This is a genomic window from Phytoactinopolyspora endophytica (assembly GCF_004138495.1).
Lineage (GTDB): Bacteria > Actinomycetota > Actinomycetes > Jiangellales > Jiangellaceae > Phytoactinopolyspora > Phytoactinopolyspora endophytica.
Map to the genome: position 1 here is coordinate 38,663 of NZ_ML142864.1, position 16,484 is coordinate 55,146.

The following is a 16,484-nucleotide window of genomic DNA, read 5'->3' on the forward strand; positions in this document are numbered from 1 at the left end:
GCTGACGGGGAGCGTGCTGCTCACCGTATTCCTGTGGCACATGACGGCGCTGCTGCTCGTGTTCCTCGCCGTGGAAGCCCTGGGGTTCACCCCGGAGTCCGAACCGACGGGGCAATGGTGGGCGCTGCGGCCCTTCTGGTTGGTCGCGCCGGCGATCGTGCTGGTCGCCCTGCTGGCGATATTCGCTCCGGTCGAGCAGAGACTCCGTCGCGCGCTGTCCATGACCGGGCGCTAGCGTCCCGGTGCGGGACACCAGCGTCATACGGGACGTTGCCCCGAACCCTCACTTTGCAGGACGCACGGAACGGAGCTGGGCAAGCTCGGCGTTCAGGTTGTGTCGCGCGGCGGCCTCCCAGCGCGCCCGGCCGGTACCGGTGTGAAAGAGCGGATCCTTGGTGAGGAGGCGTTCGACGACGGCGGCCCGGCCGATACGGAACTCTTCGTCCGCGATGTGGCTGTAGTCGCGGCGGACGGCGTCTGTGTAAGCACGGTAATCCTCGGCTCCGGCCCCCAGGACCGACAGGTCGGCATCGCAGAGGACCGCGCCGTTGGCATCGCCTGGCGCTGGGCAATGATCGATCGTCAACAGCACCAGGCGAACCACCTCATCGACCAACTCGGGCGTTTGGCCGAGCCGGCGCAGGCTCTCGGCGGCGAGGGCGGCGCTCGCCCTTTCGTCGTCGCCAGGGCGGCCGTCGTACACGGCGTCGTGGAACCACGCGGCCAGCCGGACGGCGTCCGGTTCGTCGGCCACCTCCGCCAGCATGTCGATGGCATCGAGGACCGCACGGAGATGGCTCACGGCATGGTAATGGCGATGCGGCTGCGACCATCGAGCCAGCAGATCCTGGCCGCAACGGTCGGCCTCCACCGACCGCCCCGCCAGCGAAGCCCATCGTTCGGTGAGGAGGTCGTCCATGTTCGAGCCGGGTCCTTACCGGTGAGACTTGGTTGCTCGTCCCGATCTGTCCGGTCAGGAGGAACTGACGAAGATGTGGCTGGCGTCGCCCGCCGTCAGTTCCACCGTCTCGTTGCCACGTAGCTCCACCCCTGCGTCGGTCGTGGCCGCCCGGACGGCGGTGCCCGGGGTGAGCTCCGCCCGGCGCAGCGTCGCCAGCAGCTTCTCGTCGACCTGTAAGGGCTCGCCGATGTGCCGGATGGTGACGTCAACGCCGTCCGAGGTACTGGCGTGCCGCAGCGTGGCGACCCCCGCGCGGAACTCCTCGACCTCGACGTCGGAGTCGAGCTCGCCCAGACCGGGTATCGGGTTGCCGTAGGGGTCTGAGGCCGGCTCGTGCAACAGCTTGACCAGTCGCCGCTCCACCGCCTCGGACACCACATGCTCCCATCGACATGCCTCGTTGTGCACGAGTTCCCAGTCCAAGCCGATGACGTCGACGAGTAGTCGCTCCACCAGCCGGTGTTTGCGCATGACACGAGTCGCGAGCAGGCGGCCCTTATCGGTCAGCTCCAGATGCCGATCCTCATCGACATGGAGCAGACCGTCGCGCTCCATCCGGGCGACGGTCTGGCTGACCGTCGGCCCCGACTGGTGCAGCCGTTCGGCGATTCTGGCGCGGAGGGGCACCACTCCCTCCTCCTCAAGCTCGTAGATCGTCTTGAGGTACATCTCCGTGGTGTCGATGAGGTCGCTCACCGGACCGCTCTCCTTGCTTGTGCCGACCCGGATTCGTCGGACCGAATCCTTCGGACGCGCTGATCCCAACATCAGGGTCAACCTTATCTCGATTGGGGATGCCGTAGGTCCGCAAGTTCCATGGCAGACTCGACAACTGTGCCGGTTGTCAGCGTGATTAGCCTCAAAGGTGGGGTAGGGAAGACCTCGGTCGCTCTAGGCCTGGCGGGCGCCGCCCGAGCGGAGGGGCTGCGGACGGTGGTCCTGGATCTGGATCCGCAGGGGAACGCCACGACGGCTCTGGACCCGGAGGACATCGGGCTGACCGCGAACGACGTGCTCGCTGACGGATACCAGGGCAAGCTGGCCGACACCCTGGTCGCCAGTGGCTGGGGCGGTCAGCTCCGGCTGCTGCCGAGCGAGCCGGCACTCGAACGGCGTAACCATCCCAGTGACAGCGGAGATGAGCATCGTCTGCGACTGGCGATGTCCAGACTGCGAGATGTGGATCTGGTCGTGATCGACTGCCCTCCGAGCCTGGCTCAGCTGACCACCAACGCACTCGCCGCCAGCGACCTCGTTCTGGTGGTCACCGAGCCGACGATGTTCGCGGTCACCGGCGTGCAGCAGGCGCTCGCGGCCGTGGACGTGGTCCGCCAAGGGTTCAATCTCCGGCTTCGGCCCGCCGGCATCGTCGTGAACCGTTATCGGCCTCGTTCGGTAGAGCATCAGTATCGTCAGAAGGAACTCACCAGCACCTACCGTGACCTGGTGCTTGCTCCGGTGCTTCCGGAGCGCTCAGCCGTCATGCAGGCGCAGGGAAGCTGCGTTCCAGTACAGCGGTGGCCGTCACCCGGCGCGCGAGAGGCTTCTCGTATCTTCGCCGGCTACCTGCACCACATCCTCGCCGCGGGCCGGGGCGGGGCCGGAAAGTCGCTTGCGAAGGGAACACGGCTATGAGCGGTTCGACACCCTCGCCCCGGCCGGCTCTGGTGCGCCGCAAGGACGGCGTTGTGGTGCCGGCCGCCGCGCATCTGTCATCGATGGCGGTCGACGCCTCGGCCGTCGCCAAAGCGGCGAAGAAGGCGCGGAAACGGGCCAAGAACAGTCCCGCCGAAGAGACCGTCGAGATCACCGTGGCGCTGAGCAAGCGCGATCGGAAGCGATTGCGCCGCCGGGCCGAGGCGTACGGGTGGACCGCGGAAGAAGCGGCGGCGCATGTTCTTCGCGCGTGGGCGGACAGCTGACGCGCGCTGGTGTTGGGGTTGCGCTGCGCTGAGCGGTTGCGGTCCGGTGGGGAGGGAGAATCCCGTCCTCGCCCGCGGCGAGGTCGTCGCAGAACTCCTCCCACGCCGACGCCCGCGCCTACCCTGGACGGGAAGTTCTCCCTCCCCACCTCCCGCTCGGGTTGCGTTGCAGGCAGCTTGACCAACAGAGCGGTGAGGTCAGATGTCCGTCCAGGCGCCTCGGGACATGACGGATTGAACAGTGAGGTCGTCGTCGAGGAGGACCAGGTCGGCGTCGTAGCCCTCGACCAGGGCGCCGGTGCGGTGGCCGAGTCCGAGGAGCTGGGCGGGTCGCGTCGATGCGGCATGGACCGCTTCTTGGACGGAAAGACCGACCTGTTGGACGGCGAAGCGGAACGCCGCGTCCATGGTCAGGGTGCTGCCGGCGATCGACCCGCCGTCGGCCAGGCGTGCGACGCCGTCCGCGACGCGGACCTGGCGGTCGCCGAGCAGGTAGTCGCCGTCGCCGACGTCCGTGGCCGCCATGGCATCGGTGACCAGAACGACGCGCGCGGGGCCGGTTGAGCGGCAGGCGTGCGCGGCGACGGCGGGATGCAGATGGACGCCGTCGAGGATGAGCTCCACCGTGACCCGTTCGTCCTCCATGAGCGCCACGATCGGGCCAGGGTTCCGGTGATGGATCGGCGCCATCGCGTTGAACAGGTGCGTCGCGACCGTGGCGCCTGCGTCGACAGCATCGCAGATCACGTCGTACGCGCCGTCGGTGTGCCCGATAGCGGCGATCGCGCCGGCGTCGACGATCCTGCGGACCGCGTCCAGCCCGTGGTCGAGCTCCGGGGCTAGCGTGACCATCCGGATCCGGCCCCGCCCCGCCTTGAGGAGCCGGTCGACCGTGCCCGGCTCGGGGGCGGCGAGCTTGTGCGCGCTGTGCGCGCCTTTGCGCTCCGCAGAGATCCACGGCCCTTCGAGATGCACACCGGCGAGCAGCCCGTCGTCGACCAGTTCGGACAATGCCCGCACGTCATGCTCGAGTTCGTCCGGGAAGCCCGTCACCAGGCTGGCCATCAGCGTCGTCGTGCCGTGCCGGCGATGCGTGGCGGCGAACGCCCGCGCCTTGTCCGGCTCGCCGCCGACGACCGTCGCCCCGCCGCCGCCGTGGCAGTGGATGTCGACAAAGCCGGGCAGCAGCCAGCCGGTGGCCGGGTGATCCGGGGGACGTGGCGGAGGGCCGCTGCCCAACGCGGCGATCCGGCCGTTCTCGACGTCCAGCCAGCCATCGGCCACCGGCCCGTCGGGTGTGACGATGGTGGCACCAGCAATCAGTGTCATGGTCAAGACCGTAGCCGGTACGGTCGTCGTCATGACGCTGACCATCGCTTCTCGCTTTCGAGGGCCTGTGGGATCCGGCAACGGCGGGTACGTGTCCGGGCTGGTGGCCGCCTATGTCGGGGACGATGTCGTGACGGTGACGCTGCGGCGGCCACCACCACTCGACGTCGCCTTGGACGTGCGCAACGACGATGACGCGGTGCGCCTCGTCCAGGAGGGCGAGACGGTGGCGGAGGCGGTTCCTGGCGACGGCGGAGCGCTCTCGGCGGTACCGCAGGTCAGCGTGGCTGAGGCGGCGGACGCGTCTAAGACGTACGCGGGCCTGCATAAGCATCCGTTCCCCGAGTGTTTCGTCTGCGGACCGAGCCGGGACCCTGGAGATGGCATGAGTCTGTTCCCAGGGCGGCTAGGCGACGGACGGACGGCGTGTGTCTGGGTGCCTGCCGCGGATCTTGCCGACGAGGCCGGCCGGGTGGCGGCGCAGTTCGTGTGGGCGGCGCTCGACTGCCCGGGTGGGTGGAGCGCACCGATCGAAGGCCGGCCGATGGTACTGGGGCGGATGACGACGGGGATCGATGTGCTGCCGATGGTCGGCGAGCGGTGTGTGGTCATGGGCCGGCTGCTTGGATCGGAGGGCCGCAAGACCTGGACGGCTACGACGGCGTACGGGGCTGACGGCCGTGTACTGGGGCGGGCGCACGCCACCTGGATCGTGGTGAAACCGTAGTTGCTGCACTCGGGTCTGCCACCGCTGGTCTGCTGTGGATGACCCGCCACGGATGGTCGGCCGGTCCGGCGTACATCCGCGCATGGGCCGGCAGTTCGCCACTGGAAAAACCCATTGCTCTGAACCACGGCGGCCGTCTAGCCTTTTGAGTACACGAGGAAGGAGGTGGTCCAGCAGATGAATAGCTATTGGACTCGTGAGGTGGCTGCTCGCTAGCCGCCTGCTCGACGCAGGACCTGGTGACAACCCGGTTCGCCGGCCGGTCGGCTGGCAATCTCGAGCAGTCACCCGGCCCGTGGGCTCTCAGGGACTAGTCCTCCTGAGCCGTGCCGTGAAGGTGCGGAAGTAGCCCACGGGCCGTTTCATGTCCGGCTCGTGCCCTCATCCACCTAGGGCGCCAACCGCTCCAGGACCCACGCTTCCCCGGCACGGCGGTAGCGCAGACGATCGTGCAGCCTGCCCAGCCCGCCTTGCCAGAACTCGACAGTATCGGGCACCAAGCGAAATCCACCCCAGAAGTCCGGCAGCGGTACTTCCTCGGGAAACCGTTTCGCCATCGCAGCGGCTTCCGATTCCAGTTCTTCACGTGAGCCGATGACGGTCGACTGCTGGCTTGCCCATGCGCCAATCTGCGAGTCGCGAGGACGGGTCACCCAATAGGCCTGGCTCTCTTCCCGGGAGATGGCCGCGGCCGTGCCGCAGGCCACCACCTGTCGTTCCATCGGGAACCAGGGGAAGCATAACGAAGCGTGCGGGTTGTCGGAGAGTTCCGACGCCTTGCGCGAGCCGTGGTTGGTGAAGAAGACGAAACCCTCGTCGTCTAGTTCCTTGAGCAGCACGTGCCGGCTGCTGGGCACGCCGTCCCTGGTGGCGGTGGCCAGCACCATGGCGTTCGGCTCAGGCAGGCCCGCGGTCACGGAGTCGTGCAACCAGCTGCGGAACTGGGTGAACGGATCGGCAGCGGCGTCGGACTCCAGCAGCCGGGTCGATGTGTATCGGCGCCTCATGAGAGCCAGCGTGTTCTTCACAGGGCTACTGTTCCATCCCGTGCTCCGCGCTGGTACCCGACGCACCGCCGGAAGATTTCCGGCCAGTGCATGTATCCAGCGTGAACTGTGGGAAACCGCACATTCAGTACATCAGAACTTGTAACAAGTCACCATCACATGCGCATGATAGAGGCTCTGTCTTTGCGGTTGTTCGTCCCGTGCGCGCTCTGCGACATGGGCCAGACACGAAGGAGTGTGTATGTCTGAGGTCCAGCACGGCTTAGAGGGCGTCATCGCGTTCGAGACCCACATCGCTGAACCGGATAAGGAAGGAAGCGCTCTCCGGTACCGGGGTGTCGACATCGAGGACATCGTCGGCCGGGTGCCTTTCGAGCGGGTATGGGGACTCCTCGTGGACGGCAGCTTCGATCCGGGCCTGCCGGCGGACGAACCGTTCCCTGTACCGGTCCACTCTGGCGACGTCCGCGTGGATGTGCAGAGTGGCCTCGCGATGCTCGCGCCGGCGTGGGGATTCAAACCGCTGCTGGACACTACGGATCAAGACGCGCGGGCTCAGCTTGCTCGGGCGACCGCCATGGCGCTGTCGTTCGTCGCCCAGTCAGCGCGCGGCATCGGACAGCCGATGGTTCCTGAGGACCAGGTCGACAAGGCCACCACCATCGCCGAGAGGTTCATGACGCGTTGGCGCGGCGAACCGGACCCGCGGCACGTCAAGGCGGTCGATGCGTACTTCACCTCGGCCGCGGAGCACGGTATGAACGCCTCGACGTTCACCGCGCGCGTCGTCGCCTCGACCGGTGCCGATGCGGCTGCGTCGCTCTCCGCCGCGGTCGGCGCGATGAGCGGTCCACTGCATGGCGGCGCGCCCTCGCGAGTGCTCGCGATGATCGAAGAGATCGAGCGTATGGGCGACGCACGCAGCTATGTGAAGGGCGTGCTCGACCGTGGTGAACGGCTGATGGGCTTCGGTCATCGGGTCTATCGCGCTGAGGATCCGCGTGCACGCACGCTGCGGCGGGTCGCGCGGGAGCTCGGCGCGCCTCGCTATGAGGTGGCGGAGGCGTTCGAGAAGGCCGCCCTGGAGGAGCTCGCCGCTCGGAAACCGGACCGGGTGCTCGCCACGAACGTGGAGTTCTGGGCGGCGATCGTGCTGGACTTCGCCGAAGTCCCGGCGCCGATGTTCACCTCGATGTTCACCTGTGCCCGCACCGCCGGGTGGAGCGCTCACGTGCTGGAGCAGAAGAAGACCGGCCGGCTGGTCCGCCCGTCGGCCACGTACACCGGCCCCGGCGGCCGTAACCCGGACTCGGTCGAAGGCTGGAACCCCGACTGGACCGCCAACTGATCCTTCGAACAGCGGACGCCTTCCTGGCCTCCGCTTTCGGCGACGCCTGCCACCCGGGCGTGCCGTATCTCACAGGATGCGGCACAATGGCGTAGCGACAGCGTGGTCACGTACCTGTAACCAGCCGGACACACACCGGAGAGGATTAGATGACCACTGCACTGGAGCTTCCCAATCATCTCAAGCCCGCGGACGGCCGTTTCGGCGCGGGTCCCAGCAAGGTACGGCCGGAGGCGCTGGCGGCGCTGGCGGCCAACGGCGCCGAGGTGCTGGGCACATCCCACCGCCAGGCGCCGGTCAAGAATCTCGTGGGCCGCGTCCGTGAAGGCGTGGCCGACCTGCTCGGGCTGCCGGATGGGTACGAGGTGATCCTCGGTAACGGTGGCACCACGGCGTTCTGGGACGCCGCCGCGTTCGGGCTGGTACGACGGAAGTCGCAGCACCTGTCATTCGGCGAGTTCTCCTCGAAGTTCGCGTCGGTCACCAAGGGCGCGCCGTGGCTCGACGAACCGAGCGTGATCAAGGCGGAGCCGGGGACGCTGGCGGTGCCGCGGCTGGAGGACGGCATCGACGCGTACGCGTGGGTGCACAACGAGACCTCCACCGGGGTGATGGCGCCGGTTCGTCGAGTCGAAGGGGCTGACGACGCCTTGGTGCTGGTCGACGCGACGAGCGGCGCCGGAGGGCTGCCACTCGATGCCGCTCAGGCGGACGTCTACTACTTCGCTCCGCAGAAGAACTTCGCATCGGACGGTGGGCTGTGGGTCGCGGCGATGTCGCCGGCGGCGCTCGCCCGCGTCGAGGAGATCGCTGCCACGGACCGTTATGTGCCGACATTCCTCGATCTGCCGACCGCGATCGACAACTCCCGGAAGAACCAGACGTACAACACGCCGGCGGTCGCCACGCTGTTCCTCCTGGCCGAGCAGCTTGACTGGCTGAACGGCAACGGCGGATTGGACTTCGCCGTCGGCCGGACGACCGACTCGTCGACGCGCCTGTACACGTGGGCGGAGAAGAACTCGTACACCACCCCCTATGTGACCGATCCGGCCGCGCGTTCGCTGGTGGTCGGCACGGTCGACCTCGACGACTCGATCGACGCCGCGGAAGTGGCCAAGACGCTGCGCGCCAACGGTGTCGTCGACGTCGAGCCGTACCGAAAGCTGGGCCGGAACCAGCTGCGGGTGGCCATGTTCCCGGCCGTCGAGCCGGCTGACGTGGAGGCCCTGACCGCGTGCATCGACTGGGTCGTGGAGCGGCTCGCTTCCTGAGCACCGCCCGGACAGACGCCGAAGGCCCGGAACCGTGGATCACGGTTCCGGGCCTTTCACGTGGAAATCTCCCGCTTCACCAGAGAAACCGGTCGTAGCGGAGCGGGAGAAACTCATGAACGAAACACGCCGGGAGAGACGCCCAGACCGCGCGGGCGGGGCGCGGCCCGGGCGAAACCCCGGATAGCCTCCAAAAGGAGACTCAACGCTCCCCCGTCGTGTTCGTTGATATTGATCCTAGGCCTTGCCGCTGTGTCGACGCGATCATACTTTCGGTCATCTCTGAGTAGACCTCACGGATATGACTATCGACATTTCGTTCTGTCGAGCCCGTCTTCAGGTCAGAAGGCGGCCCGATCAGTGGAGGCTGACCGCGGCGTGGGATGCTCGTCATGAGGATCGCTCGGTTCGCGTGGATGGCTCAGGTAATGGCGAACACGCAGGTAGGAGAGAGCAGTGAGACCGAAGACGACGCGGCGAGTGGTGGCGGTCGTGCTTGCGCTGATGGTCGCCGCCGTTGTCATCGCCACAATCTTCTAAACCGAGGAACGATGGCAGCGTGGATTCTCTTCGCGCACTCATGTCACGCGCTGGCGAATGGAAAGGACGTGATGCGCTCATATCGCGCGCGCCCACCAGGCCCGCCTCTGAGCTGGGAACGTACCAACGCCATCTCCTCGGCGTACCACGCCGGACCGGCGTATCCTTCGAGCGCCGCGGCATAGGGGCGAAGGTCGTCGTTCTGCCGCGCCCGCGCGATGGTGATGTGCGGCCGGAAGGTCCGGGCGGGCTCCCGGTCCACGCCTATCCGCCGTCCGGCCGCCACGGCGGATAGAGCCAGCCCGCGAAGCGGCTCCGTGTCTCCTTGCACGCCGACCCACAACACTGCCCGACCGAAGCGGCCCGCGCCTGTGATCCGAAGTTCCATCTTCGTGCGGCGTCCCGCCGCGCGGGCGAGCCGGGTCGTCAGGTCGGCGGTGGCCTTCTCGCCTACCTCGCCGTAGAACGCGAGCGTGATGTGCATGGCGGTGGGGAGCGTCCAGTTCAGGTCGTCGTCGCGTACGGCGCGCAGCGCCTCGTCCAGATGGCCGACAACCTCGACGGGTGGGACGATCGCGGCGAAGAGCCTCACGGGAGAGTCCTCTCAGCTGGGCAGCTGGGTCCCGAGCCTAGGACACGCCTCTCACGAGTGCATTACGCCGCCTGCGGCCCAGCGTCACTCTCCGGGGGTGGGCGTAATCCGAGCGCCTGTTTCTTCTGCATATCGACGATGACGGCCAGGCCCGGTCGCGGGCGGAACCGCGGCCGGACGACGATACCGCTGCGGGGTGCGATGAAGACGAGGGCCACCAGGGCGAACGCGATGGTCAGGATTCCGCCTCCGATGAATGACCATTGGGCGCCGAAGACGTCGGCGACCCACCCGACCACCGGAGCGCCGACGGGTTTGCCGCCCATGAGGATCATCATGTAGAGCGCGAGGACGCGTCCCCGTACCTGTTGCGGCACGGTGGTCTGGACATACGTGTTGGCGGAGATCAGCACCGTCATCGTGATGAAGCCGAGCGGCGCGAGGGCGATCGCGAAGAGTACGTAGTTCGGCATGAGCGCCGCGGCGATCTCGACCAGCCCGAATACTGCCGCACCACCGACGATGAGCCGGCGGCGTGGGTACTTGCGGCGGGCCGACATGAGCGCACCCGTGAGCGTGCCAACCGCCAGCACCGACCCCAGGAGGCCGTACTCTCCCGCGCCCTTGTCGTAGACCTCCGTGGCCATCAGCGCCATCGTCATCTCGAAGTTCATGCCGAACGTTCCCAGGCCGAAGGCGACGAGCATGATCATGAGCAGGTCGGGCCTGGAACGTACGACGCTGACCCCCTCGAAGAGGCGGCCGAACGCCGTGCCACCGGAGTCCTTCTGGCCGGTGGCGGCAGCCGGCCGGTAGCTCAGCATGACCAGCGCGATGATCGGCGAGATGAAGGTGATGCCGTTGATCATGAACACCCAGCCGGTGCCGATCGCGTGGATCAACAGGCCCGCAACACCGGGGCCGATCAGCCGCGCTGCGTTGAACGATGTGCTGTTCAGCGCGATGGCGTTCGGAAGGTCGTCCGGGCCGACCAGCTCGGAGACGAACGACTGCCGGGCCGGGTTGTCGAGTGCCTTGCCGACGCCGAGCAGAAACGCCAGGATATAGGCGTGCCAGATCTGTGCGACGCCTGTCAGGGTGAGCATACCGAGGACAAGTCCGATGGACCCCATGAACGCGTTGGTGAAGATCAGCAAGGGGCGCTTCGGCAGCCGGTCGGCGAGTAGCCCACCGAAGGGTGCCACCAGCAGGAATGGCACGAACTGAAGCCCCATCGTGATACCGGTGGCCCGGGCGCCACCCTCGAGTACCACGAGTACGAGCCAGAGCTGGGCGATCTGCTGCATCCACGTCCCGATGTTCGAGACGAGCATGCTCGACCAGTAGAGCCGGTAGTCGCGATGTCGCAGGGCGCGGAACGTAGATCTCACGATCGGGTCAGCTTCTCCAGGATAGGCAACACCTCACGCAGCTGTTTGCGCTCCTCGGGTGTGAGCCCGCGCAACTGGTTGGCGAGCCAGGCGTTGCGTCGTTTGCGGTCGGCGGCGGTCCTGCCCAAGCCGGCCTCAGTGATGCGGACGACGGCGAGCCGGCGATCCACGGGATGTGGCTCCCGGACGACCAGGCCCAGTTCCTCGAGGTTCGAGATGATTCGAGTCATCGAAGGCGGCCGCACTCGCTCGTGTGCGGCGAGCTCACCTACCGGGGTCGGGCCGAGCCGCTCCAGTACACCGAGTGCGGACAGCTGATTGAGGGTGAGCGAGTCATCCTCGCGCTCGTTGCGGAGGCGCCGGTTCAGCCGTCCGATGGCGATACGGAGCGAACTCGCAAGGCTCGCCTGGGTGCGTGGCTGGCCCACCTTGGGCTTGCCCGGGGTGGGCGGAGAAGGAGCGTCGTCAGCGTGCACGGTCGTTACTATAACTCATTACCTTTGCTAAGTGCCAGTCGTCTACCGGAGTCATGGTGCTGACAAGGAAGGGCTTCCGAGCGCCTGCGCTCCGGGCACCGAGCCTGTTGTCTGCGGCGGCGGGCGAGCTGTCGCCTCGCGCGCCTGAGTATCGGCCGCCGAGGGTCATGGGCCGCTGGAACCGGCCCGACGATGACTTGCGTGCGCCGGAACAACGTGGAACGTCGGGCTACGGCCCGGCCCTGGCCGGCAGGCGGCAATGATGCGCCGGGGATGTCCTTCAGGCGCTGTCGGGACGGCGGCGCGCGCGGCGGCCGCGGTAGACCCCTCCGCCGCCTTCCGTGATCTCGTCGATGTCTTCCTGCATGTCGTATTGCTTCGCGCGCCGTCCACCCAGCGTCGTGTCGTCGAGTAGCGGAGCGTCGGGATCAGCCGAGACCGGGGCATGACCGCTGCCGGTGGTGTCGATCAGCTCGGACCACATCGGGCTGATGTCGCCATCCGGAAGGCGCGAGCCGGAATGGCCGCTGTCCGGCCGCTTGGGCTCCTCGGCCGGCCCCAGATCCGTGACATCGGCGACGTCCACGCGTCCAGGTCGCGACGGGCCTTTGGACTGGCGCCGTCGGGAGGTTGGAGGCGTGGGTGTAGCGGCCGGTGGGTCTGGAGTGCGGTTGCGACCCGGGCCGGTCCCAGAGGTGAGCGTCCGCGATGTGTCAGAGGTGCTCTGCGCGCCTGGGGCGCCGGGCCGGCTCCGCGGGCGGTCTGCGTCGGCCGGCCGCGGTGACGTGGGTGTTCCTGGCGAGGAAGGCAGCCCGCCGAAGGACGGCGGCAGAACGCCGGGCGCCGTCGGCGGTCCTACGCCCGGCGCGGTCGCCCCCGGCAATGAGCCGGTACCTCGCGACGTCGACCCTCGGCCCGGTAACGATGAGCCGGTCCCCGGTAACGACGGCTGGTCGCCTGGTAGCGAGTGCGCTCTTGCGTCTCCTGGGGGTTGTCCGCCGCCGGATGCCGGTGGTTGCCCGCCGGATGGGCGCTGCGGGTTGCCTGGCTGGGGGCGGTCCTGAGGCGCGGGGCCGGGATGGGGAACCGGGCCGGTGGGGATCGTGTCTTGCTTGCGGCCGCCCGCGTCATGACGAGGCCGCGCAGCCGGGCCGTTCGAGTCGTCGGCGTTGTCCCTGGTGGCCCCGACCCGGTCTTCGCGGTCGTCAACGGCGCTGTCGGTATCGCCGTCGCTGTCATCGTCGGCATCGTCGCTGTCATCGTCGATGGCGGCCTGCTCCTCGGCCTCGAGCTCAGCGTCCGCGATCGCGTCCCGCCGCTTGCGCGTGTACTCGATTCCCAAGAGCCCGAGACCGACACCTGCCAGGCACATCCAGAGCATCCACCCGTACCCGGCCTCTTCGAGCCGGTCGGTGTTGAACGCCAGGACGACGAAGGCCACAGCCCACAAAATGGTCAGGATCGCGACGGTACGGACGCCGTCAACGTCCACTGGCTGGACGTGAGGCGCCTCCCGCTGACGACGCCGTCCTTTCTCCATATAAGAACAGGTTAGCCGCACCATCCGGCAGTGTCCTAACCGATCACCAACTATTGAGGTGAGATCACGGTATGCGGGCGTGGCGTGGCGCTTGACCGAGGCGCCGGGCCACGGGCACGGCTGGATGCTGAGATGCTTGTGCGCCGGAAGGTGTCAAGACACAAGCCGCAGCATGTGACGACGTCGGAGAACGTGAGGAGCCAGTATGCCGACAAGCCGAACGCGCGCCCCGGGCGCCGCGCTGGATCGGTTCTTCCGGATCAGCGAGCGTGGTTCGACCATGGGACGTGAGGTCCGGGGCGGCCTGGTCACGTTCTTCGCGATGGCGTACATCATCGTGCTGAACCCGTTGATCATCGGTCTGGCCCCGGACGTCGACGGCAACTTCCTCGGCGGCGGCAGTGAACCGGACCTGGCGAAGATTGCGGCGGCTACCGCTCTGGTCGCGGGTGTCATGACCATCGCCATGGGTCTGATCGCCAACTTCCCGCTGGCGCTGGCGACCGGTCTCGGCCTGAACGCCTTCGTCGCCACCGGCGTGGCCACCGAGATGTCGTGGGCGGATGCGATGGGCTTGGTGGTGATCGAGGGCGCGATCATCGTGATCCTCGTGCTGCTCCGAGTGCGGCGCGCGGTCTTCAACGCGGTACCACGGGCCTTGAAAACCGCCATCGGCGTGGGGATCGGGCTGTTCATCTCGCTGGTCGGCCTGGTCAACGCTGGGTTCGTGACGTCGACAGGTGTGGCTTCCCCGCCGGTGGGGCTGGGTATCGAGGACTCCCTGTCCACGCTCCCCGTCGCGGTGTTCGTCGTCGGTCTGCTAGTCCTGTTCTTCCTCTACACCCGCGGGATCACCGGTGCCATCCTGTGGACGATCGTCGGGACGTCGGTCCTCGCGGTCGTGGTCGAATCCATCGCCGATCTCGGAACGACGGAGGACAACCCCAAGGGCTGGAACCTCAACGCGCCTGCCGTGCCGGACGATCTGGTCGGGCTACCGGACTTCTCCCTGCTCGGGGAGTTCAGCCTGCTCGGATCCTGGGAGTCGGTGGGCGTGGTCAGCGTCCTCCTCTTCGTGTTCACACTCATGTTGGTCGACTTCTTCGACACGATGGGCACGATGGTGGCCGTCGGGCAGGAGGGCGGCCTGCTGGATGAGGAGGGCAACCCGCACAAGAGCAATGAGATCCTGCTGGTCGACGGGGTAGCGACGATGGCCGGCGGTGCCGCGGCAATCTCGAGCAACACGTCGTACGCCGAGTCCGCCTCGGGCGTGGGTGAAGGCGCGCGTACCGGGTTGGCCAGCGTGGTCACCGGTATCTGCTTCCTGTTGGCGACCTTCCTCGCGCCGCTGGTCGGCATGGTGCCGAACGAAGCTGCCGCGCCTGCGTTGGTGCTGGTGGGATTCTTGATGATGACTCAGATCCGGAGCATCCCATGGGATGACCTGGAGCTGGCGATCCCGGCTTTCCTGACGATCATCCTGATGCCGTTCACCTACTCGATCAGCGTCGGAATCGGAGCAGGGTTCGTCTCCTTCGTGCTGATCAAGCTCATGCGTGGCAAGATCCGCGAGGTCCACCCGCTGTTGTGGGCGGTCGCTGCATTCTTCGTCGTCTACTTCGCGATCTCGCCCATCGAGGATCTGCTCGGCGTCACGTGATGCCGTGGAACGCCTCCTCGGTGAGCAGGGTGGCGAGCGCGTCCGGGTCTAGGAGTGCCTCGGCGAGGAGCCACCGCCGGCTCCATTGTCCGGTGGACCAAGCAAGGCCGCGGGCCAAGCCGTCAAGGGTCGCCGCGTGGACGATGCCGGCCTCGACCCACCAGGTGACAGATACCCCGGCGACCGTCAGCTCGTCATACTCGACGTACGTGTCCGGAATACCGGAGAGAACCGCTCGTGCCACGTCGGGAACGGGCTGCCGCGCACCGGCGCCTTCCGGTGCGGCGTCGTAGGCCTCCTGGGCAAGGTCGACGTCCAGGAGCTCGGCCAGCTGCGCGGAGCCGGGGATCACGGCGGGTAGTCCGAGCTGCATCCAATGTGGCCCATCGCAGACGACGACCTCGTCCGCGTCGACGACGCGGGTGCCGGCGCCGTCCGGGACACGCAACCGTTCAGGCGCGACGGAGGACTCCGGGACTCGGTGCGCAAGGTCGGAGTAGATCTCCATCAGGTGGCCGGATGCCAGGATGACGGTCTCATCGCCGAGCCGCTCGAACAGCACGTCGAGGGAGATGTCCGGTACCGATCGGGCCACGCCGAGCGCCGCGATGAATGCGTCGTCCACCCTCAGCGATGCGGCGGCAGGCAGGAGCGCGCGGGCAGTGGGGGAAGCGTCGCGGACGCTGAGCTGGCCGAGGCCGCGCCCGTCGATCCTGGCGTGGGTCCGCAACCACCAGGCTGTATAAGACTCGACCGCATACCGGGTTCCGTCCGACGTCACAGCGTAGGCCGGCTCGACGACAGCGGCCCGGGTGTCCGGGGAGCCGGCCAACCGGTGCAGGACCTCCGGCCAGGCGTCGTCGCGGACGAGGTCGAGATCACGCACCGCGGTGAACTCCGGGAAGAACGGCGGGATGCCTGTCTCCGGAAGGTCGTCCAGGACGGTGGCGGCCCATTCGTCCTCGCCGTCGAGGTCGTGCCACAGCTCGTCGTCGAGCGAAACGTCGCTATCGCGCAAAACAGCGAAATCGTCGCGCACGCCGACGGCGCGAAGCGTCTCTTCGCCGTGACGTTCCAGAACATGGTCGGCGACGGAATACTCGGCCGGATCGACGTCGAGCAAGGTCAGCACGTCGCTGCCCGGAAGCATGAGCTCTTTCGCGGGGGCCAACGTTCCGGTCGCGTCCGGTATTGGCAGCTCCATCAGCCAAGCCTGGTCCTCGTATGTCAGCTCCGCGGCCGCCACCAGGGTGAGCACCGCGGCCACTGGTTCGATGACCGCATCGTCGTCTGCGTTCTCCACGGCGGAGCGCACCGCCGGATCGCGCAGCGCCGACGCCGCGCCGGCCTCGGTGGCACCGAGCCTGTCCAACAGCGGATGGACCGCGTCCGGGTCGACCACCCGCAGCCCGAACGGCGCGAGCAGTTCGGGATCGACGTCGCTCGGGAGGAGCACACTGCGCGGACCGCGGACCACTCGGCCATCCGCCAACGGAACCGGCAGCGCCCCGAGCGCCTCAAGGTCGGCACCGTCCAACGCGGCGTAGATCTCCCGCCACCGTGCGGGCGGCAGATCGACAGCGCTCAGTTCGTCGACAAGGTCGGCCAGCGAGGTGACACGGGCACCCAGCCGCTGCAGGACGTCGCGCCGCCACCACCCTGTGGCGGGGAGACCGGCGACGAATGGCGCCAGAGCCGTCGGGTTCGCGGCTCG

At 67.7% G+C, this 16,484-nt stretch carries 14 protein-coding genes and 3 pseudogenes; 7 read left to right on the forward strand and 10 right to left on the reverse strand.

Features of this window, described 5'->3' with window-relative positions:
* Nucleotides 1–235: pseudogene (locus tag ELR45_RS25370) on the forward strand (acyltransferase family protein); the annotation flags it as partial.
* 48 nt (nt 236–283) lie between these two features.
* Here ELR45_RS25370 and ELR45_RS25375 read toward each other — a convergent pair.
* Entirely contained in the window at nt 284–919 is a 636-nt protein-coding gene (locus tag ELR45_RS25375; RefSeq protein WP_129668838.1) for an HD domain-containing protein, read from the reverse strand.
* A gap of 54 nt (nt 920–973) precedes the next feature.
* Nucleotides 974–1,657 (reverse strand): iron-dependent transcriptional repressor DtxR, encoded by a 684-nt coding sequence (locus ELR45_RS25380; RefSeq protein ID WP_129668839.1) that lies wholly within the window; start codon nt 1,655–1,657, stop codon nt 974–976.
* Nucleotides 1,658–1,777: 120 nt separating this feature from the next.
* On the opposite strand from ELR45_RS25380, the gene ELR45_RS25385 reads away from it, so the two are divergent.
* Together ELR45_RS25385 and ELR45_RS25390 are read left to right on the forward strand one after the other, a co-directional pair.
* Nucleotides 1,778–2,596: a ParA family protein gene (locus ELR45_RS25385; RefSeq protein WP_205857245.1), complete on the forward strand. Its 819-nt coding sequence runs from the start codon at nt 1,778–1,780 to the stop codon at nt 2,594–2,596.
* A complete protein-coding gene (locus tag ELR45_RS25390; protein WP_129668840.1) occupies nt 2,593–2,883 on the forward strand; it encodes a hypothetical protein in 291 nt (96 codons plus the stop codon). The genes ELR45_RS25385 and ELR45_RS25390 overlap by 4 nt, the downstream gene beginning before the upstream one ends.
* A gap of 198 nt (nt 2,884–3,081) precedes the next feature.
* Here ELR45_RS25390 and nagA read toward each other — a convergent pair whose 3' ends face one another.
* On the reverse strand, nt 3,082–4,212 hold the full coding sequence (gene nagA / locus ELR45_RS25395) for an N-acetylglucosamine-6-phosphate deacetylase (protein WP_129668841.1): 1,131 nt from the start codon (nt 4,210–4,212) through the stop codon (nt 3,082–3,084).
* 31 nt (nt 4,213–4,243) lie between these two features.
* Between nagA and ELR45_RS25400 the strand changes: the two genes are divergently transcribed.
* Entirely contained in the window at nt 4,244–4,939 is a 696-nt protein-coding gene (locus ELR45_RS25400; protein ID WP_129668937.1) for a hypothetical protein, read from the forward strand.
* Between the two features lie 389 nt (nt 4,940–5,328).
* Here the strand turns inward: ELR45_RS25400 and pdxH are convergent, their stop codons facing one another.
* Nucleotides 5,329–5,967, reverse strand: a complete 639-nt coding sequence (gene pdxH, locus ELR45_RS25405; protein ID WP_276320731.1) for a pyridoxamine 5'-phosphate oxidase — start codon at nt 5,965–5,967, stop codon at nt 5,329–5,331.
* A 220-nt stretch (nt 5,968–6,187) separates the two neighbouring features.
* Here pdxH and ELR45_RS25410 point away from each other — a divergent pair, with 220 nt between their 5' ends.
* On the forward strand, nt 6,188–7,294 hold the full coding sequence (locus ELR45_RS25410; protein WP_129668843.1) for a citrate synthase 2: 1,107 nt from the start codon (nt 6,188–6,190) through the stop codon (nt 7,292–7,294).
* Nucleotides 7,295–7,443: 149 nt separating this feature from the next.
* Nucleotides 7,444–8,568 carry a phosphoserine transaminase gene (gene serC / locus ELR45_RS25415; RefSeq protein ID WP_129668844.1) on the forward strand — a complete coding sequence of 375 codons (1,125 nt, stop codon included), beginning with the start codon at nt 7,444–7,446 and terminating at the stop codon, nt 8,566–8,568.
* Between the two features lie 583 nt (nt 8,569–9,151).
* Here the strand turns inward: serC and thpR are convergent.
* From thpR to ELR45_RS42960, 5 genes and pseudogenes are all read right to left on the reverse strand, one after another.
* On the reverse strand, nt 9,152–9,700 hold the full coding sequence (gene thpR / locus ELR45_RS25420) for an RNA 2',3'-cyclic phosphodiesterase (protein ID WP_129668845.1): 549 nt from the start codon (nt 9,698–9,700) through the stop codon (nt 9,152–9,154).
* 62 nt (nt 9,701–9,762) lie between these two features.
* Nucleotides 9,763–11,091, reverse strand: a complete 1,329-nt coding sequence (locus tag ELR45_RS25425; protein ID WP_129668846.1) for an MFS transporter — start codon at nt 11,089–11,091, stop codon at nt 9,763–9,765.
* Entirely contained in the window at nt 11,088–11,567 is a 480-nt protein-coding gene (locus ELR45_RS25430; protein WP_205857247.1) for a MarR family winged helix-turn-helix transcriptional regulator, read from the reverse strand. The genes ELR45_RS25425 and ELR45_RS25430 overlap by 4 nt, the downstream gene beginning before the upstream one ends.
* A 280-nt stretch (nt 11,568–11,847) precedes the next feature.
* A complete protein-coding gene (locus ELR45_RS41470) occupies nt 11,848–12,153 on the reverse strand; it encodes a hypothetical protein (protein WP_240760132.1) in 306 nt (101 codons plus the stop codon).
* A gap of 783 nt (nt 12,154–12,936) precedes the next feature.
* Nucleotides 12,937–13,131 (reverse strand): annotated as a pseudogene (locus ELR45_RS42960) (hypothetical protein); the annotation flags it as partial.
* Between the two features lie 181 nt (nt 13,132–13,312).
* On the opposite strand from ELR45_RS42960, the gene ELR45_RS25440 reads away from it, so the two are divergent.
* On the forward strand, nt 13,313–14,770 hold the full coding sequence (locus ELR45_RS25440; RefSeq protein WP_129668848.1) for an NCS2 family permease: 1,458 nt from the start codon (nt 13,313–13,315) through the stop codon (nt 14,768–14,770).
* On the opposite strand, the pseudogene ELR45_RS35795 reads toward ELR45_RS25440, so the two are convergent.
* Nucleotides 14,763–16,484, reverse strand: a pseudogene (locus ELR45_RS35795) (hypothetical protein); the annotation flags it as partial. The gene ELR45_RS25440 and the pseudogene ELR45_RS35795 sit on opposite strands and share 8 nt — an antisense overlap.